Origin of the sequence: Micromonospora sp. NPDC048871 (assembly GCF_043198155.1) — a bacterium.
Classification (GTDB): domain Bacteria; phylum Actinomycetota; class Actinomycetes; order Mycobacteriales; family Micromonosporaceae; genus Micromonospora.
Window position 1 is genome coordinate 116,767 of record NZ_JBICUM010000007.1, and the last position, 19,530, is coordinate 136,296.

A 19,530-nucleotide genomic window follows, 5' to 3' on the forward strand; every position below is an offset into this window, starting at 1 on the left:
ACAGCTGAGCTGCCACAGCTCCCCCGACACCGACCCAGCCAGCCAGCCAGCCGGAGAGAGGTGATTTACATGCGGGAGGTCGGCGGTGACGAGCGGGCTCGCTTCGTCGTACACCTGACCATCCGGGCGGCCGACCTGCCGGCCGCTCACCTGCTGGCTCGCGCCCTCACCCGCTCCCTGGGGTTCCTGCCCGAGGTGGTGACCGGCGAGACGACGATCTCGGTGGAGGGCGCGCCGGACGTACAGCATCAGGTGTTCTGTGACCGGTCGATGGGTCGGGACCGGCGCTGTCTGCTGCGGCCCGGCCACGGCGGCGGTTGTTCCCGCCACCTGCTCCGCCCGCTGCCCCGCTGACCGGCGCCGCTCTGGGTGCGTTTCTTGTCGTCGGGGCAGCAACAAGTGCACCCGGCGATCCTCGCCGGGGCCGGGAATGGCGCGTGGCCCGGTCCCCCACGGATCAGGGGAGCCGGGCCACGCGGCCGGTGGTTCGTGGGTCAGTCGGTGACCGTTACGGTCACCTCGTTGACGCCCCGGTTGGCGGTGACGGCGATGTCGCCGTTGCCGTGGCGGGACAGCGCCCGCAGGGTCCAGTTGCCGGGGGCGGCGAAGAACCGGAACTGACCGGCCTGCGAGGTCACCACCTCGGCGGTGAACTCACCGGTCGAGTCGAGCAGACGGACGTACGCACCCGGCACCACCTCGTCCTGCGCGGAGCGGACGACACCGGTGATGACGGTTTCCTTCTCCAGGTCGATGCTGGCGGGCAGGGGTGCCGCCTGATCCGGGGCGGCGCAACCGGCCGCGGTGGGTGCGGTCATCTCAGGCCTCCCCCGGCTCATCGCCGAGCGCGATCGGCACACCGATCAGCGAGCCGTACTCGGTCCACGAGCCGTCGTAGTTCTTCACGTTGGGGTGGCCGAGCAGCTCCTGAAGGACGAACCAGCTGTGCGAGGAGCGCTCGCCGATCCGGCAGTACGCGATGGTCTCCTTGCCGTCGTCCAGCCCCGCCTCGCCGTAGAGCTTGCGCAGCTCGTCATCGGACTTGAAGGTGCCGTCCTCGTTGGCCGCCTTGGACCACGGCACACTGATCGCGGTCGGGATGTGGCCACCCCGCTGCGCCTGCTCCTGGGGCAGGTGGGCGGGGGCCAGCAGGCGACCGGCGTACTCGTCGGGGCTGCGCACGTCGACCAGGTTCTTGGTGCCGATCGCGGCGACGACCTCGTCGCGGAAGGCCCGGATGCTGTTGTCCGGCTCGCTGGCGACGTACTGGGTGGCCGGGCGGGTCACGGTGTCCTTGACCAGGGGCCGGGCGTCCAGCTCCCACTTCTTGCGACCGCCGTCGAGCAGCTTGACGTCACCGTGGCCGTAGAGCTTGAAGTACCAGTACGCGTACGCGGCGAACCAGTTGTTGTTACCGCCGTAGAGGATGACGGTGTCGTCGTTGCTGATCCCCTTCTCGGAGAGCAGCGCCTCGAACTGGGCCTTGTTGACGAAGTCCCGACGGATCGGGTCCTGCAGGTCGGTCTTCCAGTCGAGCTTGATGGCGCCGGCCAGGTGGCCGGTGTCGTAGGCCGAGGTGTCCTCGTCGACCTCGACGAAGACGACGCCCGGGGCGTCGAGGTTCTTCTCGGCCCATTCGGCCGAGACGAGTGCGGTGTCGCGACTCATCAGATCACTCCCTGGTGAGGATGGTGTGGTGAGCCAGCGCGCGGAGGTCTGGGATGTTGAAGTTTGTCGCACCACGCGCGGGACCCAGAGCTAGGAACGGATCACGGGTTTGTGCGACGGCGCCGCTGCCGGGCGTCCGGTGAGGTGCACCGGGATAGAGGTACGCAAACCCCGAGTGCCGATTGGCCGCTATGCGGCCGGAAGCAGCCCCGCCGTCAGATGACGGGGCGACACAGGCAGGTGGCCACGCGGCACAGGTCGACCGCGCGCCGTTTGGTGAGGAGCGTCCCCATGAGCACGGAGCCTACCAGCGATCCCAGTTTTCTCCAGGGGCCCGACCAGCATCCGGGATGCTGAGCCCGAGGTCAGCCCACGGAATTGATCGGCACGTCTCGCGCGTCCGCGGTCACCGTCAGGCCCTGGGGCTGCGGGACCACCTCCCGGACGGTGAGCTGGAAGGGCAACTCCGGCAGGGGTACCTCGATCGAGATGCTGCGGGCGAAGTTGTTCAGCAGGGTACGGGCCAACGGGGCGGTGGGCAGCCCTTCGGCGTCCAGGTCGGCGAATCGCAGGGCGATCTTGCCCTCCTCGCTGACCACGATGTCGGCGACCCCGGTGACGGTGAGCTGTTGGCCGAGGACCTCCAGGGGGGCGGTGACGGCGAGCTGCCCGTTGCGTTCGCCGAGCACCAGTCCTTCCCGGTTCAGCAGGGCGGCCAGGCTCTGGTAGCTGATGGTGGCCGTGCCGTTGACCGTCTCGGCCACCACGTCGCCCTGACCGGTACGCAGGGTCTGCAGCGAGGCCCGGACGTTGTGGGCGTCCACGTCGAGGCTGGGCAGGGAGACCGCGTCGCCCTGCACCGCGCCCTGCACGTCGCGCATCCGGATGGTGATGCGCTCGTACCGCCCGTCCAGGACCTGGGTGAGGAAGGGGAAACCACCCACCTCCACCTCCGGCGGCGAAGACTGGGCGTTCTGCCGGGCGACCTGTTCGCGGACCTCGTCGGCGATGGTGCGCTCGGCCACCCCGGCCGCCACCCGGTCGGCGATGAAGATCAGCCCGGCCAGGACCAGCAGCAGGACGACGAACCCGATCAGTAGCTTGCGGCCGCGTCGCCGCGGTCGCCGTCCGGACGTCTGCTCGTGGTCCACGCCGCCTCCTTGGCTTCCCGTACGCCGTCTCGTCTTTCCGTACGCCGTTGCCCGCGCACGGTGGTACCCGAAGCCCGTTTCACTCAATCACGCCCTCGGCGCGACCGGTCACAGCAGCAGCCGACACATCAGGTAGGCCGCCGGTGCCGCCATAGCCAGGGCGGCCAGGGGCCCCTGCACGTGCTGGGCCGCCCAGGCGGTGGGGGGTTCCCCCGCCATCAGCCGACCGGCCTCGGCGTAGCTGACCGCCAGGTCGGCCAGTACGGCGACGACCGCCGCGACCAGCCCGAGGATCGCGGCCCGGGTGGGGGTGAAGGGGGTGACCAGGTAGCTGCCGAGCACCGCGCCGAACAGGGTGCCCACCATCGCACCACCGACCACCCCGGCGGCTCCCCGGGGCACCTGGGGTGCCAGCCGGGGCCAGGCGGCGAAGGCGTCCGTCGCGCGGGCAATCGCCACCGCTACCGCGCCCGCGGTCAGGCAGACGACGATGGCCTGGGTGCCGGCGGGAATCCGGCTGAGCACGATCAGGGTGGCGAAGGCCACCGCCCCGAACATGATGGTGGCCGTGGTCCGCAGGGAGTCCATGACCCGCACCCGGTCCACCCGGCGCACCAACTGCCCCAGCACGGCTACCAGCACCGCGCCGATGGCGATGAGGAACAGTGGCCCGATCCGGGGGGTGGCACTGCGTACCGCGATCACGTCGGCGGTCAGGGCGGTCAGGGCGCCGACCCCGAGCACCACCGCCACCGCCGGTGGCCGGGTGACCATCGTCCAGCCCAGCACGAACAGCAGTTGCACCGTGAGCACCACGATGGTGAAGGGCAGCCGGTGGTCGGGCCCGGCGGTGTACGCGCCGAGGACCAGGCCCAGCCCGAGCAGGAGGGCGAACCCGGCGATGGCGAGGGAGAGTTGCCGGCTAACCTCGACCGGCGGCTCGGTCTCCTCCTCGTCCTCATCGTCGAGGGCCTCGTCTGAGCGGCGTGCCGAGCCGCCACGGCGCAGGCGTCGGGGGCCGCCGGAGCGACGACGGTCGTCGTTGGCCACGGCCGGGCCGGCCGACGGTGCCGCACCACCGCCTGGGGGCAGGTCGTCCGCCCAGGGCTCGCGGCCGGTCTCGGGTGAGCTGGAGGGAACCACCCACCGATCGTGCCAGACCGGGCCGTCAACGCGGGTGTCCCGGTTTCCGCCAGGTTAAAACCTGGGCCGCAACCGGGGGCAGATAGGGCGAACAGGAAATCACGCCCCAGCTCCGCGCAGCCGATCAGTTACGCTCTTGCCGAAACCCGCCCGTCAGCGACGCCGGGACCCACGGATGTTCCCAGCGCCATATCCGTCAAGGAGTGCCGCTGGTCGCGCGCGGCCGCACGGGGCCGCCGGGACGGAGGTGATCGTGGAGATCCTGCTGCTGGTTACCGCACGCGCAGGCGAACCATCCGCAGTACTGCCGGCACTGGACCTGCTGCCGCACTCGGTGCGCACCGCACCTCGCGACGTCCGTACCCTCGTTGCCGGCCCGAGCCCGGACGCTGTCCTGGTCGACGCCCGGTCCGAGTTGAGCGAGGCGCGGGCCACCTGTCGGATGCTGCACGCGACCGGGCTCGGCGTACCGCTGGTGGCGGTGGTGACCGAGGCCGGGTTGATCGCGTTGAACGCCGACTGGGGGGTCGACGACGTCATCCTCGCCTCCGCCGGTCCCGCCGAGGTCGAGGCCCGGCTGCGGCTGGCGGTCGGCCGACTCAGCAACGCGACCGCCGGGGTGGGCGGTTCCATCCGGGCCGGCGAGCTGATGATCGACCCGGACACCTACGCCGCGAAGCTCAAGGGTCGCCCGCTGGACCTGACCTACAAGGAGTTCGAGCTGCTCAAGTTCCTCGCCCAGCACCCGGGCCGGGTCTTCACCCGGGACCAGTTGCTGCGCGAGGTCTGGGGGTACGACTACTTCGGCGGCACCCGGACGGTCGACGTGCACGTCCGGCGGCTGCGGGCCAAGCTCGGCTCGGAGTACGAGTCGATGATCGGCACGGTGCGCCAGGTGGGCTACAAGTTCGTCGTGCCGTCCTCGCGTGGCTCGCTGTCCGAGGCCACCGACCCGACCTCGCTCGTCGCCCGCCCGGTCACCGTAGAGGGCTAATTCCCTGTACGCCCCTTTTGGGCAACTCGGTAGTCATATCGTGACTGCCGAGTTGGCCAGTGGGAGGGGGCAGCGGTGCGCGGTTACCAGGGCAGCACGGCCCGGATGCTCGGGATCATCACGGTCGTCGTGGCGGCGGTGCTCGGTTCGGCGTACCTGCTGGGTCGGAGCCTGGTCCCCGATCCACCGCGCCGCGGCTCGGGGGTCACCGTCACCGGCGCGGACCATCCCCAGCACGCCGACCAGTCCGCGACCGCCGAGCCCGACCCCGGCCGCGACCAACTGTCGGAGAGCCCTACGGCCGGGGTTCCCGAGGGGTCGGGACAGGACCCGGACTTCGGTCCGATGGGTACCCGGCTGAGCACCGGCACCAACGAGATCGCGCTGACCTTCGACGACGGCCCGCACCCGGACTACACCCCGCAGGTGCTGGCCATCCTGCGCGAGTACCAGATCACGGCCACCTTCTGCGTGGTCGGACAGAACGCCCAGAGCTACCCGTGGCTGGTCCAGCAGATCGTCGCCGAGGGCCACACCCTGTGCAACCACAGTTGGAACCATGACGTGAGCCTGGGCGCCCGGTCACCGGAGTGGATCCGGGACGACCTGCTGCGTACCAATGCCGCGATCCACGCCGCCGTGCCGGAGGAACCGGTCACCTGGTACCGGCAACCCGGTGGGGCCTGGACCTACCCGGTCATCTCCGCCAGCCGGGAACTGGGGATGACCCCCCTGCACTGGACCCTGGACCCCTCGGACTGGCGGGCCCCCGGCGCGGCCACCATCGCCGGGGTGGTGCTGGCGGAGGCCCGACCCGGATCGATCGTGCTGTTGCACGACGCGGGCGGCGACCGGCAGGGCACCGTCGACGCGCTCTACCGGATCCTGCCCGAGTTGACCGCCCGGTTCGACCTCCAGGCCCTGCCGAAGCACGGCCACGGCACCTGAGGGACCTCCCGGGTCTCCCGCCCTCGGCGGATACCGTTTCGATGATGAGTGAGCAGACACAGACCGGCCAACCCGGAACCCAGGTGAGTCGGCTGGACCGGCTCGATGCCACGCAGATCGCCGAGGTCCTGGCCCTGGCCGGGGCCGCCGGCGACACCGACGGCGCCGACCCGCTGGACGAGCAGATTCTGCTCCGGCTCCGCGACGAGCGGGCCCCGGCGATCCACCTGACCGCCCGCGACGCCGACGGGACCTTGACCGGGTACGTCCACCTGGACACCACCGACCCCGGCTCCGGGATCGGGGTGGGGCTGGTCGTGCATCCGGCGTACCGGCGGCAGGGCACCGGGCGGGCCCTGGCCCGGCAGGCGCTGGCCACCGAGGCCCGGCCACTGCGGGTCTGGGCGCACGGCGACCACCCCTCGGCCGCCGCCCTCGCGGTCGACCTCGACTTCCGTCGGGCCCGGGTGCTCTGGCAACTGCGTAGGCCACTGACCGCAGCCCAGCCCGAACCCCGCCTGCCCGAGGGGGTCACCCTGCGCGCCTTCCGCCCTGGCGCGGACGACGAGGCCTGGCTGGCGCTCAACGCCCTGGCCTTCGCCGACCACCCCGAGCAGGGCCGGTGGAGCGCCGAGGACCTGCGGGTACGCCTGGCCGAGCCGTGGTTCGACCCGGCCGGATTCCTGCTGGCGGTGGAGTCGGCGACCGGCCGGCTACGCGGCTTCCACTGGACGAAGGTGCACGAGCGCCCCGGCTCGGCCCGCCTCGGTGAGGTGTACGTGCTGGGGGTGGATCCCTCGGCGCACGGCGGCGGGCTGGGCCGGGCCCTGACCACGGCCGGACTGAACCACCTGCGGGAGCGCGGCCTGGACCGGGTGATGCTCTACGTCGACGAGTCGAACACCGCGGCCATGGCCCTCTACGAGCGGACCGGGTTCGCCCGCTGGTCCGCCCACGTCAACTACCAGCTCGACTGAGCTGGTTTCAGGTCAGGTAGAACCGGGGTCGGTCCGGGTCGGACAGGTCCAACCGGGGCATGATCGCGGTGGCCGCGTCCCGGGCTGAGGCGGCGCGCGCCACCGCCGCCAGGTCCGGGCAGGCGGCCACCTCACTCAGGGTGACCAGGGTGGGCGGCAGCATGGTCAGCTCACCGGCCCTGGCGCGTTCGCAGGCCTCGCCGGGCCGCATCCAGAGGGTGCGGTCGGCCTCCCGGGAGATGTCCCGGGTCCGTTGTCCCTCCGGCAGCAGAGCCACGAAGAAGTACGTGTCGAACCGGCGCGGCTCGAACTCCGGGGTCACCCAGCGGCTCCACGGCAACAGCAGGTCCGACCGGAGGGTCAGCCCACGGCGGGCCAGCAGTTCGGCGAAGCCGGTACGGCGCTGCTCCAGATCGTCGCGGGCGGCTTCCCAGCCCTCGTCGCTGACATCACCGACCACCCGGCTCGGGTCCGGCCCGGCGAGCAGCACCCCGGCCTCCTCGAAGACCTCCCGGGCCGCCGCGCAGACGACCGCCTGGGCGGCGGCCGGGGTCAGGGCCAGGGTTTCCCCCCAACTCGCCGGCTCCGGGCCCGCCCAGTCCACATGAACGGTGGAGTCCGAGGGGTCCACCCCGCCGCCGGGGAAGGCGTACATGCCGCCGAAGGCCATCGCGGCCACCCGACGGATCAGGTACCCCTCGAAGCCCTCCCAGGCCGGGCGCAGCAACAGCACGGTGGCCGCCACCCGGGGTATCGCCGGCCGGTCGCCACTGGTCGAGAAACGGCGAGCATGTTCCACCACTGCGGGCGGGGCCGGGTAGCCACGGTCTTTCGTCATCGCCAGCAGCCTAGCCGGGCCCGGTCTCGACGGATGGATCAGCCGTACGACCCAGTGGTGATCTTCGGTAGCGTCGATCCATGACTCGTTGGGGCATCCTGGCCACTGGCCACATCGCCGCCCGTTTCGCCGAGGACCTCCGGCTGGTGCCGGGGGCCGAACTGGCGGCGGTCGGCTCACGTACCGCCGAGAGCGCGCAGCGCTTCGCCGACCGGCACGGCGCGGCGCGGGCGTACGCCTCCTGGGAGGAGTTGGCCGCCGACACCGACCTGGACGTGATCTACGTGGCCACCCCGCATGTGGCGCACTACGACGCGGCCCGCACCTGCCTGGCCGCCGGGCGTGCGGTGTTGCTGGAGAAGCCGTTCACCCTGGACCTGCCCACCAGCACCGAGCTGGTCGAGACCGCTCGGGCGACCGGAGTCTTCCTGATGGAAGCGATGTGGATGCGCTGCAACCCCCTCATCCTGCGGGTCTGTGAGCTGATCGCGGAGGGTGCGATCGGACGGGTGACCAGCGTACGGGCCGACTTCGGCCTGGCCGGGCCCTTCCCGCCGGAGCACCGGATGCGGGCCCGTGCACTGGGCGGTGGCGCCCTGCTGGATCTCGGCATCTATCCGGTGAGCCTGGCCCACCTGCTGCTCGGGGCACCCCAGCAGGTGCGCTCCTGGGCGAAGCTGGGCCCGGAGGGCACCGACGAGAACACCGCCATGATCCTCGGGTACGACTCGGGTGCCGTGGCCACCCTGAGCTGCGGCATCGTCGGTCCCACCGGGGCCGCCGCCTCGATCACCGGCACCGCCGGACGGATCGACCTGCCCGACCCCTTCTTCCGGCCGGCGGCCGTCCAGCTGCACCGGGAGGGTGCCGAGCCGGAGACCCTGGCCGCCGACCTGGTCGGCTCCGGCTACCAGTACGAGGCCATCGAGGTGCAGCGCTGCCTGGCCGAGGGGTTGACCGAGAGCCCGCTGGTGCCGCACTCCGCCACCCTGGAGATCATGGGGCTGCTGGACGAGGTACGGGCCCAGATCGGGGTCTCGTACCTCTGAGTGGGTGTTAAGAAGGGCCCCCTGTACTACGCGAGGCGTTAACAGGGGGCCCTTCCTTACCGCTCAGCTGAACAGGGGGCGGACCAGGAAGTACATCAGGGCGCCGATCGAGCCGGCGGCCGGGAAGGTCAGGATCCAGGCGCCGACGATGTTGCCGGCCACCCCCCACCGGACGGCGGAGAGCCGCTTGGTGGCGCCGACACCCATGATCGCCGAGGTGATCGTGTGGGTGGTGGAGATGGGGGCGCCGAGGACCAGGGCGTTGAAGTAGAGCACCCCACTGGCCACCGTCTCGGCCGCGAAGCCCTCCGGAGGCCGCAGGTCGATGATCTTCCGACCCAGGGTACGGATGATCCGCCAACCACCGGCGTAGGTACCGGCCGCCAGCACGGCGGCCGAGGTCCAGAAGGCCCACTCCGGAATGTGGGTGGGGTCGCTCTGGTAGCCACCGACGAAGAGGGCGAGCACCACGATGCCGATGGTCTTGGCCGCGTCCTGCATGCCGTGACCGACCGACATGGCCGCCGCCGAGGCGGTCTGGGCCCACCGGAAGCCCCGGTTGAGCTTGCCCGGGTGGCCGTTGCGGAACAGCCACTGCACACCGATCATCACGATGTAGCCGAGGATGAAGCCGACCATCGGCGACAGGATCATCGGGATGATCACGCTCTCGCCGATGCCCTTCCAGAGCACCGTGCCACTGGCCGCGACGGTCGAGCCGACCAGACCACCGATCAGGGCGTGCGAGGAGGAGGAGGGCAGGCCGAAGTACCAGGTGATGAGGTTCCAGACGATCGCGCCGATCACCCCGGCGAAGACGATGCCGAGGCTGGACACCCCGGTCGGCAACTCGACCAGGCCGCTACCGACGGTCTTGGCCACCTCGGCGCCGAAGTGGGCGCCGATGAAGTTGCCGATCGCCGCCATGCCCAGGGCTACCCGGGGGGTCAGGGCCCGGGTGGAGATGCTGGTCGCGATGGCGTTGGCGGCGTCGTGGAAGCCGTTGGTGTAGTCGAACACCAGGGCTACCCCGATCACCGCCAGCACCGCGATGAGCTCCGGAGTAACAGTCACCGGATCAGGACTCCTTGACCGCGATGGTCTCGACGGTGTTGGCCACGTGCTCGAAGGCGTCGCAGGCGGCCTCCAGCTCGTCGGCGACCTCCTTCATCTTCAGCACGGTCAGCGCGTCGTACTCACCGGAGAAGAGGCGGACCAGCAGCATCCGGTACGCCTGGTCACCGTCGTTCTCCAGCCGGTTGATCTCGATCCAGTAGTCCTCGAGATCCTTCATCGACTTCAGCCGGGGCATCGCCTCGGCGGTCAGCTTGGCCTGCTGGTCGAGCACGTTCACCAGCTCGTGCATCTCCCGGGGCAGCGACGGCAGCTTGGTCAGCCCGTAGAGGTAGAGCAGGTTGCCCACCGCCTCCAGGTGGTCCATCACGTCGTCGAGCAGGGAGCCGAGTCGGTAGATGTCCTCCCGGTCGAACGGGGTGACGAAGGTCGAGTTGATCTTCTTGTACAGCTCGTGGGTGATCTTGTCGCTGTCGTGCTCGACCTCGGTCAGCCGCTCACTGACCGACTGCACCTCGACATCAGGCAGGGCAAGCTCGTTGAGCAGCTCGGTACCCCGGACCAGGTTCTGCGCGGCCCTGGTGAAGAGCTCGTAGAAGGCGCCCTCGTTGGGGCGGAAGGAAAACCTCACAGCACGGACCTCGTCGTGTCGGCGGAAGGGGTGTCAGCGCGCTGTCCGGCGCCCTGCTGAGGGAATGCTAGGGAACGCCCGGACCCGCGATTCGGCGGCCCACCCCTGGTCAGGTGTCATTCACCGGCCGTTCAACTTCCGTTCACCTTCATCGTTTCCCGCCGTCCCCACCGGTGGGCCTCCAGGTGCCGCCGGAGGCCGAAAGTGAGCGGTGGATACCCGGGAGGAAGGGTGTCGAACGTCTCACGCCGTCGTGCGCCATCGCTGCATCATCACCCGTGGCCGACTGATCCGCTCGGCGTCGGCGAATTTCCCGCCAGGCAAGCCCCGGCCAGGTGCCTTCGCCGAGGTCAGAGCACCAGGGCAAGCCACTTACGATACGAGGTGGCGAAGGGCTCCGTGCCATCGCCCAGGGCGGTGAGCAGCCAACGGGCCGCCGCCTCGGCCTCGACCACGAGATCGTCCGGGTAGCCGAACCGGGCCCGGTGCTCGGCGAACTCGTCCTCGTCGCGCAACTCCACCAGGCCGGTCTCCCGCCGCCGCACCACGTCGAGGTCCAGGTCGACCAGGTGCACGGTGTCCTCCCCCTCCCAGCGGGCCGGGGTGGCGATGTCGCAGTAGACCTCGCTGGTGCGCGGTGGCGGGTTGAACATCGTCGTCCACCAGGCCTGGTGCGGCACCAGCAGGACGAAGGGGATCTGCTCCACCGAGGGGCGACCGTGATAGACCGAACTCGTGCCGGCCGGCACCCCCAACCAGATGCCGAGATCGTCCTCTGTCAGGCGACGGGCCGGATAGTCCCGGTGAGCGCTGCCGTCGTACTTGCGGTAGATCACTCGGACCACGTCGCTCGGCATGATTCGCACCCTAACCGATTACGCCCACGCGGTGCCGTCGGGAAGTTACCGGACGCAAGGGCGATCTCCTGCTCAAGGCGGCGCAACACCACCCGATCGATACGGCTGGCGTCGGTCCCGGCGGGTACCGTGCCACGGTGACCCCGCCCCGCACCTCCTCCGGCTCCGCCTCGACCCGCAGCAGATCCCGTCGATCCGGTGACCGCCCGGGTGGCGCCGAGTTGTTGGCCGCCGCGGTCGGCGCGGTGCCCGGTGGCAGCGCCCGGCCGGGCCAGCAGCAGATGGCCGCAGCGATCGAGGAGTGTGTGGCCTCCGGTGAGCACCTGCTGGTGCAGGCCGGCACCGGCACCGGCAAGTCGCTGGCGTACCTCGCTCCCGCCCTAACGGTCGACGGCCCGGTGGTGATCTCCACCGCCACCCTGGCCCTGCAGTCCCAACTGGTCGAGCACGACCTGCCCCGGCTGGCCGACGCGGTCGAGCCCCTGCTGAAGCGCCGCCCGACCTACGCCGTGCTCAAGGGCCGACACCACTACCTCTGCCTGGCCCGGCTGGAGAACTCGACCGAGGACGAGCCGGCGGACACCCTCTTCGACGCACCGGCCGAGCGGCCGGGCGGGGGCACCCGGTGGCTGGGTGAGGCGGGGCGACTCGGCAAGCAGATCCAACGCCTGCGGGACTGGGCCCTGGAGACCGACACCGGCGACCGGGACGAACTGGATCCGGGCGTCGACGACCAGGCCTGGCGGCTGGTCTCCATGCCGGCCCGGGAGTGTGTGGGGGCCGGCCGCTGCCCGTACGGTGCGGAATGCTTCGCGGAGGCTTCCCGGGCCCGGGCCCGGGAGGCCGACGTCGTGGTGACCAACCACAGCCTGCTAGCGGTCGACATGCTCGCCGGGCGGCACATCGTCCCCCCGCACCGGCTGCTGGTCGTCGACGAGGCCCACGAGTTGGCCGACCGGGTCTCCTCGGCCGCCCAGGCGGAGCTGACCCCGGAACTGATCGACCGGTCCGCCCGCCGGGCCCGACCCTTGCTGCGTCCGGAGACGGCCGAGGCGCTGACCGAGGCCGGTGACGCCTTGGCGGTCGGGCTGGCCGAGGCTCCGGTGGGCCGGCTCACCGGCGGCCTGCCGAGCCCGTTGCAGCAGGCGTGCACCCTGCTGGACTCCGCTACCCGGGCCGCCCTGGACGCCATCGGCGAGATCAAGGCGGACGACCCGGACCCGGTACGCAAGCAGCAGGCCAAGGCCGTCCTGGACGAGTTGTCCACCACCGCCCAGCGGCTGCTGGAGGAGGCCGACCACGACGTCGCCTGGGTGGAACGCAACGACAACACCGGCCGGCGGGCCCTGGTGGTAGCCCCCCTCTCGGTCGCCGGCACCCTGGCCACCCACCTCTACGACGAACGGACCGTGGTGGCCACCTCGGCCACCCTGGCGTTGGGGGGTCGCTTCGACACCGTGGCCCGGGCGTTGGGCCTTGAGGCGCCGACCCCCAGCCCGCCCTCACCGGCCGCGGAGGCGCTGGCCGCCGCCACCGTCCGGCCGGGCGGCACCGCACCGACCTCGGGCGGCAGCGGTGCCCAGGCCCCGCGCCAGTACGCCGACTCGGGGCCGGGTTGGCGTTCCCTGGATGTCGGTTCCCCGTTCGACTACCCCCGGCAGGGGATCCTCTACGTGGCCGCGCACCTGCCTCGCCCCAGCGTCTCCGGGCTACCGGACGCCGCCGGGGAGGAGTTGCTGGAACTGGTCACCGCCCTGGGTGGTCGTACCCTCGGGTTGTTCTCCTCCCGGCGGGCCGCCACCCAGGCCGCGGAGCTGGTGCGGGCCCGCACCGACCTGCCGGTGCTGTTGCAGGGCGAGGAGGCCCTGCCGCTGCTGGTCCGCCGGTTCCGTCAGGAGCAGGCGAGCTGCCTGTTCGGGGTGATGTCCCTGTGGCAGGGGGTGGACGTGCCCGGTGACTCCTGCCAACTGGTGGTGATCGACCGGCTGCCCTTCCCCCGGCCCGACGAGCCGCTGGCCGCCGCTCGGGCGGCGGCCGTGGACGCTCAGGGCGGGTCGGGTTTCGCCGCGGTCAGCGTGCCGATCGCCGCGGTCCGGCTGGCCCAGGGGGTCGGGCGGCTGATCCGGGCCTCCGGCGACCGGGGGGTGGTGGCCGTGCTGGACTCGCGGTTGGAGACCGCTCGCGGTTACGGCCCCTTCCTGCGCCGGTCGCTGCCCCCCTTCTGGTACACCACCCGCCGCGAGGTGGTCCGTGGCGCCCTGGCCCGGCTGGCCGACAGCTGACGGGTCAGGGGGCGCGGGCGGCGACGACGACCGCGTCCGGCGGGGTGTCCGGCACGGTACGGGCGGCGAGGCGACGTACCGCGGTGTTGAGCACCGCGATCAGCGGGACCGCGACCAGGGCGCCGGTGATCCCGGCGAGCACCACACCGGCGGCCAACCCGATGATCACCGCCAGGGGGTGGATGGCCACCGCCCGACCCATGATCAACGGCTGGAGGATGTGCCCCTCGACCTGCTGCACCCCGATCACCACACCCAGGATGATCAACGCGGTGACCGGCCCGCTGTCGACGAGGGCCACCAGCACGGCCACCCCGCCGGAGAGGGTCGCACCGATGATCGGGATGAAGGCACCCAGAAAGACCAGGGCGGCCAGCGGGAAGGCGAACGGGATGTCGAAGATGACCAGGAAGATGCCGATGCCCACGGCGTCGATGAAGGCGACCAGCACGGTGGCCCGCACGTAGGCGACCAGGGTGGCCCAGGCGGCCCGCCCGGCGTCGTCGACCTTCCAGCGGGCGGCCACCGGCAGCAGCCGGACCACGAACCGCCAGATCATGTTGCCGTCACGCAGAAAGAAGAAGGCCGCGAACAGCACCAGCACCGTACCGGTCAGCACCTCGGCCAGGGTGCTGGCGGTGGAGAGGGCACCGCTGGTGAACTGCTCGGTGTTGTTGTTGACCCACTGCTGGGCCTCTTCCAGATAGCGGTCGAGGTCGTTGTCCGACAGGTGCAGCGGCCCGGTCTTCAACCAGTCCTGGATCTGTTGCAGGCCCTGGCTCGACTTGGCGGCCAGCTCCGGCACGCCCTTGATGAACTCGTTCACCACCAGGGTCAACGTGCCGATCACCGCGCCGAGCCCGGCGACCAGCACCACGGCGGTGGCCAGCGACTTCGGCAGCCGGGCCCGCAGCAGCCAGCCCACCGCCGGGGCCAGCAAGGCCGACAGCAGCATCGCCACCGCCAGCGGAATGATCACGATGCTGATGGTGCTGACCAGCTTCACCAGCGCCCAGAACACCACCCCGACGACGATCAGCCGCCACGACCAGGCGGCGGCGATGCGCAGGGCGTGCGGCACGTCCGCGTCGTCGCGGCTGGAGGTGGAGTGGTGCAGGGCCGGGCCGGGTTCCGCCCCGACCACGGTGGCCGCCGGCGGCGCCACCGGGCCCGGTTCCTCCGGGGAGGCCGCCCGGGCCGGTTTGGGCACGTAGGGCGGGGTGTTGCGCGCGGCACGGACCGAGTCCCGGCCCGACTCGTAGGCGCGGCGCAGCCGCCCGCGTAACCGCTCGAATCGGCTCAAGCGCACCTCCCGGCATGATTCGGCCCGCAACGGCGCCAGGGCGGACAGGATACGCCCGAAGACGCGACGGTAGGCCAGGTTTCCACCCCACATTGCCCCGCCGACGGTCCGGTGAATCGCAGACCACCGGCGGCTTGCCGGAAAGGACACGGTAGCGTCTGCGGCGTGACAGCCGACCAGAACATCGACTCCGGCCTGCCCATCCGGCTGCTGCATGACCGCGTCCTGGTGCGGGTGGAGGGAAGCGAGGGTGAGCGGCGCTCGACCGCCGGCATCGTGATCCCGGCCACCGCGGCCGTCGGCAAGCGCCTGGCCTGGGCCACCGCGGTGGGAGTCGGGCCGAACGTACGCTCCATCGTCTCCGGCGACCGGGTGCTCTTCGACCCCGACGACCGTTCCGAGGTCGAGTTGCACGGGCGCGGTTACGTGCTGCTGCGCGAGCGTGACGTGCACGCGGTGGCCGCCGAACGGATCGAGGAGAACACCACCGGGCTCTACCTCTGAGCCCTGGCCCGGCCCCGCCCGGCGTCCCAGTGAGACCCCCAGTGCCGTTTGCCGCGCTCCCCGGCGGGAAGCCAGCCGCACCACCGGCCCTGGGGAGGGACGATGCCGGTATTTGTCAAGAAGGTGCTGGCCTGGGGAAGCCTGGCGTTCCTGATCTACTTCATGGCCTTCCGGCCGGAGGGTGCGGCGCAGATGTTCAAGGCGATCGGCGGTGCCCTGGTGATGATGGCCCAGGGATTCGGCGACTTCCTGACCAGCCTGATGACCTGACCGCCCCGCAGCCCCTGACGAACCGCTCAGTACTGCGGTGGCCAGGGTGCCGGCGGGCGGGGCCCGTACCAGCCCGGCGGGGGGTGGTGCGGGTAGGGCGGCGGGGGCGGGGGTGCGGCCAGCACGACCGGGATCGGGACCACCGGATCCTCCGGGGCCGGCACCACCCGCTGCGACCCGTCCGGAAACCGCAGGTGGTAGCGGTGGCCGTCCCAGACGCCGACCGGTGCCTGCGGGTCCCGCCCCACGAAGAACGACCGGTACGCGCTGATCGAGTCCAGCAGCTCCCGTTCCTCCCGCGCCGTCCGCTCCCGATCGGCGGGTTTGCGATCCAGCCCGCGCAGGGCACCGTCGCGCAGCAGGGCCAGCCGGGTGGCCGCGAACTGGTAGCCCCGCATGGCGCGCAACCCGGCGTCACCGGCCACCCGGCGGGCCCAGGCCCGGGCCGCGTGTCGCCGACCTAGGCTGCTCAACGCCGCCACCTCTGGCGGAGTCAGCCAGCCGGCGCGGACGTAGTCCGGCAGGATCCGCTCGGTCAGGCGGCCCTCCCAGGCCCGCAGCCACACCGCCAGGCCGACCATGCCGAAGAAGATCGGCATCATCACCCCGACGAAACCGAAGAGGGAGATCAGCACCTGGCCGGTGGCCTGGGTGAGGGTGGGGATCAGGTTCCAGGCCCCGTGCAGCATCATCGCCAGCAGCAGACCGGCGATCGGGGCCAGCACCCGGACCCGCCGGTCCGCGGTACGCGCGGCGATGCCCAGCCCGATACCGGTCATCGCGGTGAACAGGGGATGAGCGAAGCCGAACAGCAGGATCCGGAGGATGAAGATGGCGATCACCTGCTGCGCCCCGGTGGCCGGGCCGTACTGCTCCGCGCCCGAGGCGTACCCGTGCCCGCCCAGGTAGAGGATGTTCTCCACCATCGCGAACCCGAGCGCGGACAACCCGCAGTAGACCAGGCCGTCGGTGATCCCGGACCACTCCCGACGCCGGAACACCAGCAGCAGGATCGGGGCGATCGCCTTGGTCAACTCCTCGATGAAGGGGGCGACCAGCACGGCGGTGAGCGCCACGGGCAGGCCCTGATCCTCGAACCACCCGGCGGCGGTCTCGTTGACCAGCAGGGATGCCGCGGTGGAGACGAAGGCACCCCAGCCGAAGCAGAAGATCAGGTATTTAAGCGGCTCCGGTTCGTACCGGTCCAGCCAGAGGAAGCAGGCCACCAGCACCGGAACCGGCAGGATCGCGGCGGCGGTGCCGATCAGCAACGCCTCCAGGCCCAGGTTGGTGCCGAGGGTGAAGAGCATGAAGATCGCGCTGGCCGCGATCAGCACGATCGCCCCGCTCAGCACCAGGGCACGCCGCCAACCGAGCCGGCGGCGCGGCATTCCGGTCGCCCCGAAGCCGCCGGGCGGTGCGACGGGCACGGGCGGCGACGGCGGCAGGGGCCCGCCGGACGGGGTGTCGGCCATGCGGTCAGCGTAGTCATCCCCGGCTCGCCCCACCGGGCGCATCGGCGACAACGAGGGCCACCAGCGTGCTCAGCCGACCGGCGGGGCGGTGGAGGGGTTCGTCGTGGGCCGAGGGCCGGGCGGTGCGCCGGGCCGGTCGATCTCGCCGAAGGACTGCCGGACCAGTTGGTTCGCCTCCTCCTGGCTGATCCCTGAGGTCACCATCAGGTCACTGGCGGTGGTACGGACCTGGGCCACCACCACGCTGCCGGAGAAGCCGACCCCCGCGGCGTACGCCTGACCGGCCTCGCTGACCGCGCGCAGGGACCACTCCCGGGCGTACTGGGGCTCATGGCCCTGGGCGAACTCGCGCTTGAGCAGGCGAACCGCCTCCGCTAGACGGGTGATCGCCTGAGGCAACGGCTCCGGAACGGGTTCGTCGTCCTCCAGCAGGGTGACCGCGCGCCGGATCAGGGTGCCGCTGTTGCGCATCGTCCGGTCGATCGGGTCACCCGACTCGGCATAGTGGGTGAGTTCACCCCGCCGGTGCCAACGCGCCGGGGAGAGGGTGGCGGTCTCCTTGGCCCCCTCGATCGCCTCGTTGAGGGTGGCCAACTCGTCCTTGTTGTTGCGCAGCCGCTCCATCGCCGCCTGGATCTTCTCCCGGTCCCGCTCGCGCAGCCCCTCGGCGGTGGCGTCGAGTTGGTCGGCCAGCAGGTCCAGGGCGGGCCGGGCGGCCCGGTTGAGCACCCGCAACGGATTGAGTGGCAGCAGAATCGCGGTGACCAGCAAGGCGACCCCGCCGCCGACGAAGGCGTCGACGAATCGGGGCACCTCCAGGGCTTCGACCGTCGGGCTGAGGGTCACGATCAGCACTGCGGTGGCCGCCGCCTGGATGACGATGCCGACGCTGCCCCCGGCGAAGATGGTCAGCAGGATGGCCACGGTGACGACCAGGCTGAGCTGCCAGGGGCCGGTGCCGAGAAAGTGGACCAGCACATCACCGATCGCCACCCCGGCCGCCACCCCGGTGATCAGCTCCACGGTCCGCCGGAACCGCTGCCCGACGGACGCGGCCAGGGTGCCCACCGCGGCGATCGGGGCGAAGACCGGCTGCGGGTGGCCCAGCACCTCATGCGCGGCGATCCAGCTAAGCCCGGCCGCCAGACCCGCCTGGACGGCCAGGCCGAGCGCCATCCGGACTCGGTGCACCCGGTCGCTGAGGGTCGCCCTGCCCCGTTGGCGCACCTGGGCCACGGCCTCGGACACCCGCGCCGAGTCCCCGTCGAGCAGCCTCTTGCGCATCCGGTCGCGGCGCACCAGCCGAAATCGTCGCTCCCGGGCCACCACCATGGCCGCGTCTACCCGCGCTGGGTGGGGACAATCCTCGGCGTGACCGCCGGTGCCGGCCCCGGCCCCGGTACGGCAGACTGGCCCGGTGGTCGAGTTGATCGAACGGTGGCGGAGGGCCACCCGGGGCGCCGGGGCCACCGACCCGGCCGCGATCGAGGCGACCGGTGCCGAACTGCTGCAACGGTGGCGGGAGCCGCACCGGCACTACCACACGGTCGGCCACCTGACCGCCGTGCTCGATGTCGTCGACCGGTACGCCTCCGAGGGGTCGCGGCCGGACCTGGTCCGGCTGGCCGCCTGGGGTCATGACGCGGTGTACGACCCAAGGGCGGCCGGTGACCGCAACGAACGCGACAGCGCCGCACTGGCCGGGGTGCTGCTGGCCCGCACCGGACTGCCCGAACCCGAGGTGGCCGAGGTGCGCCGGCTGATCATGCGCACCGCCGGGCACCAGGTGGACCCGGCGGACCCCGACGGGGTGCTGCTCTGCGACGCCGACCTGGCCGTGTTGGCCGCACCCGCACCGGAGTACGACCGGTACGCGGCCGCCATCCGCCGGGAGTACGCCCACGTGCCCCGGGAGGCGTACCGGATCGGTCGGGCCCAGGTGCTCGGCAACCTGCTGGCCCTGCCTACCCTCTTCCGTCTCCCTGCGCCGGCCGCCCGGTGGGAACCGCAGGCCCGGGCCAACCTGACCCGAGAGCTGACCGCGCTGAGGGAGCGGGTACGCCTCGCCTGACCGGCTGGGTGGGCACCCGGTGCAGGTGTTTGGGGCGGCGGAGGTTCGCGGCGTACAGCAGGCGGACCAGATCCCGACTGGGCCGCACCTGCGCCCCCAGCCAGACCGCCATGTCGAATCGCTCGGCGGGGATGTCGTAGTGATCGCGGTCGAAGCCGCGCCGGGGTGCGCCCAGCGCCTCGGCGAACACGTGCAGCTCGGCCAGGGAGAGGTCGCTGATCAGGTGGGACCAGAGCCGACCGCGTGCCGGCCAGGCGGGCCGGTCCAGGTAGATCACGCCCGCCACCGTACCGGG

The 19,530-nt window shown here is 71.5% G+C and carries 21 protein-coding genes and 2 pseudogenes; 10 read left to right on the plus strand and 13 right to left on the minus strand.

Annotated elements, in window-relative coordinates:
* The first annotated feature begins 69 nt into the window (after positions 1–69).
* On the plus strand, positions 70–354 hold the full coding sequence (locus ACGFIK_RS17795) for a hypothetical protein (RefSeq protein ID WP_327023888.1): 285 nt from the start codon (positions 70–72) through the stop codon (positions 352–354).
* Positions 355–494: 140 nt separating this feature from the next.
* On the opposite strand, the gene ACGFIK_RS17800 is transcribed toward ACGFIK_RS17795, so the two are convergent.
* The 5 genes from ACGFIK_RS17800 to ACGFIK_RS17820 all read right to left on the minus strand — a co-directional run bounded on the left by ACGFIK_RS17800 (position 495) and on the right by ACGFIK_RS17820 (position 3,962).
* Positions 495–818: a DUF1416 domain-containing protein gene (locus tag ACGFIK_RS17800; protein ID WP_327023887.1), complete on the minus strand. Its 324-nt coding sequence runs from the start codon at positions 816–818 to the stop codon at positions 495–497.
* A gap of 1 nt (position 819) precedes the next feature.
* Entirely contained in the window at positions 820–1,668 is an 849-nt protein-coding gene (locus ACGFIK_RS17805) for a sulfurtransferase (protein ID WP_327023886.1), read from the minus strand.
* A 215-nt stretch (positions 1,669–1,883) separates the two neighbouring features.
* The gene (locus tag ACGFIK_RS17810; RefSeq protein WP_311202345.1) at positions 1,884–1,961 is read right to left on the minus strand and encodes an Ms5788A family Cys-rich leader peptide; all 78 of its coding nucleotides are present in this window, start codon (positions 1,959–1,961) and stop codon (positions 1,884–1,886) included.
* 72 nt (positions 1,962–2,033) lie between these two features.
* Positions 2,034–2,819, minus strand: a complete 786-nt coding sequence (locus tag ACGFIK_RS17815) for a DUF2993 domain-containing protein (RefSeq protein WP_327023885.1) — start codon at positions 2,817–2,819, stop codon at positions 2,034–2,036.
* A gap of 108 nt (positions 2,820–2,927) precedes the next feature.
* The gene (locus tag ACGFIK_RS17820) at positions 2,928–3,962 is read right to left on the minus strand and encodes a hypothetical protein (protein ID WP_327023884.1); all 1,035 of its coding nucleotides are present in this window, start codon (positions 3,960–3,962) and stop codon (positions 2,928–2,930) included.
* 253 nt (positions 3,963–4,215) lie between these two features.
* Here ACGFIK_RS17820 and ACGFIK_RS17825 point away from each other — a divergent pair, with 253 nt between their 5' ends.
* The 3 genes from ACGFIK_RS17825 to mshD all read left to right on the plus strand — a co-directional run bounded on the left by ACGFIK_RS17825 (position 4,216) and on the right by mshD (position 6,881).
* A complete protein-coding gene (locus ACGFIK_RS17825; RefSeq protein ID WP_327023883.1) occupies positions 4,216–4,956 on the plus strand; it encodes a response regulator transcription factor in 741 nt (246 codons plus the stop codon).
* Positions 4,957–5,061: 105 nt separating this feature from the next.
* Positions 5,062–5,904, plus strand: a complete 843-nt coding sequence (locus ACGFIK_RS17830) for a polysaccharide deacetylase family protein (protein ID WP_327027399.1) — start codon at positions 5,062–5,064, stop codon at positions 5,902–5,904.
* A 44-nt stretch (positions 5,905–5,948) separates the two neighbouring features.
* Positions 5,949–6,881 carry a mycothiol synthase gene (mshD, locus tag ACGFIK_RS17835; protein WP_327023882.1) on the plus strand — a complete coding sequence of 311 codons (933 nt, stop codon included), beginning with the start codon at positions 5,949–5,951 and terminating at the stop codon, positions 6,879–6,881.
* Between the two features lie 7 nt (positions 6,882–6,888).
* Here the strand turns inward: mshD and ACGFIK_RS17840 are convergent, their stop codons facing one another.
* Positions 6,889–7,719 (minus strand): NUDIX hydrolase, encoded by an 831-nt coding sequence (locus ACGFIK_RS17840; RefSeq protein WP_327023881.1) that lies wholly within the window; start codon positions 7,717–7,719, stop codon positions 6,889–6,891.
* Positions 7,720–7,799: 80 nt separating this feature from the next.
* Between ACGFIK_RS17840 and ACGFIK_RS17845 the strand changes: the two genes are divergently transcribed.
* A complete protein-coding gene (locus ACGFIK_RS17845) occupies positions 7,800–8,768 on the plus strand; it encodes a Gfo/Idh/MocA family oxidoreductase (protein WP_327023880.1) in 969 nt (322 codons plus the stop codon).
* A 63-nt stretch (positions 8,769–8,831) separates the two neighbouring features.
* Here the strand turns inward: ACGFIK_RS17845 and ACGFIK_RS17850 are convergent, their stop codons facing one another.
* From ACGFIK_RS17850 to ACGFIK_RS17860, 3 genes are all read right to left on the minus strand, one after another.
* Positions 8,832–9,842, minus strand: coding sequence for an anion permease (locus ACGFIK_RS17850; RefSeq protein ID WP_327023879.1), 1,011 nt, complete (start codon positions 9,840–9,842; stop codon positions 8,832–8,834).
* Positions 9,843–9,846: 4 nt separating this feature from the next.
* Positions 9,847–10,473, minus strand: coding sequence for a DUF47 family protein (locus ACGFIK_RS17855; RefSeq protein WP_327023877.1), 627 nt, complete (start codon positions 10,471–10,473; stop codon positions 9,847–9,849).
* Positions 10,474–10,823: 350 nt separating this feature from the next.
* Positions 10,824–11,330 carry a DUF402 domain-containing protein gene (locus ACGFIK_RS17860; RefSeq protein ID WP_327023876.1) on the minus strand — a complete coding sequence of 169 codons (507 nt, stop codon included), beginning with the start codon at positions 11,328–11,330 and terminating at the stop codon, positions 10,824–10,826.
* A gap of 137 nt (positions 11,331–11,467) precedes the next feature.
* Between ACGFIK_RS17860 and ACGFIK_RS17865 the strand changes: the two are divergent.
* Together ACGFIK_RS17865 and ACGFIK_RS17870 are read left to right on the plus strand one after the other, a co-directional pair.
* A pseudogene (locus ACGFIK_RS17865) lies at positions 11,468–12,821 on the plus strand (ATP-dependent DNA helicase); the annotation flags it as partial.
* 110 nt (positions 12,822–12,931) lie between these two features.
* Positions 12,932–13,612 (plus strand): annotated as a pseudogene (locus ACGFIK_RS17870) (ATP-dependent DNA helicase); the annotation flags it as partial.
* Between the two features lie 4 nt (positions 13,613–13,616).
* Here the strand turns inward: ACGFIK_RS17870 and ACGFIK_RS17875 are convergent.
* Positions 13,617–15,008: an AI-2E family transporter gene (locus ACGFIK_RS17875; protein WP_393340257.1), complete on the minus strand. Its 1,392-nt coding sequence runs from the start codon at positions 15,006–15,008 to the stop codon at positions 13,617–13,619.
* A gap of 72 nt (positions 15,009–15,080) precedes the next feature.
* Between ACGFIK_RS17875 and ACGFIK_RS17880 the strand changes: the two genes are divergently transcribed.
* Both ACGFIK_RS17880 and ACGFIK_RS17885 read left to right on the plus strand, forming a co-directional pair.
* A complete protein-coding gene (locus ACGFIK_RS17880; protein ID WP_327023874.1) occupies positions 15,081–15,419 on the plus strand; it encodes a co-chaperone GroES in 339 nt (112 codons plus the stop codon).
* 102 nt (positions 15,420–15,521) lie between these two features.
* Positions 15,522–15,689, plus strand: coding sequence for a hypothetical protein (locus ACGFIK_RS17885; RefSeq protein ID WP_013736159.1), 168 nt, complete (start codon positions 15,522–15,524; stop codon positions 15,687–15,689).
* Between the two features lie 26 nt (positions 15,690–15,715).
* Here the strand turns inward: ACGFIK_RS17885 and ACGFIK_RS17890 are convergent, their stop codons facing one another.
* Both ACGFIK_RS17890 and ACGFIK_RS17895 read right to left on the minus strand, forming a co-directional pair.
* A complete protein-coding gene (locus tag ACGFIK_RS17890; protein ID WP_327027397.1) occupies positions 15,716–17,206 on the minus strand; it encodes a PrsW family intramembrane metalloprotease in 1,491 nt (496 codons plus the stop codon).
* A 27-nt stretch (positions 17,207–17,233) separates the two neighbouring features.
* On the minus strand, positions 17,234–18,448 hold the full coding sequence (locus tag ACGFIK_RS17895) for an FUSC family protein (RefSeq protein WP_327027395.1): 1,215 nt from the start codon (positions 18,446–18,448) through the stop codon (positions 17,234–17,236).
* 133 nt (positions 18,449–18,581) lie between these two features.
* Here ACGFIK_RS17895 and ACGFIK_RS17900 point away from each other — a divergent pair, with 133 nt between their 5' ends.
* Complete coding sequence (locus ACGFIK_RS17900; RefSeq protein ID WP_327023873.1) at positions 18,582–19,235, plus strand: metal-dependent phosphohydrolase; 654 nt, start codon at positions 18,582–18,584, stop codon at positions 19,233–19,235.
* Here ACGFIK_RS17900 and ACGFIK_RS17905 read toward each other — a convergent pair.
* Complete coding sequence (locus ACGFIK_RS17905; RefSeq protein ID WP_393340261.1) at positions 19,129–19,521, minus strand: DUF4031 domain-containing protein; 393 nt, start codon at positions 19,519–19,521, stop codon at positions 19,129–19,131. The two genes, ACGFIK_RS17900 and ACGFIK_RS17905, sit on opposite strands and share 107 nt — an antisense overlap.
* Positions 19,522–19,530 lie beyond the last annotated feature (9 nt).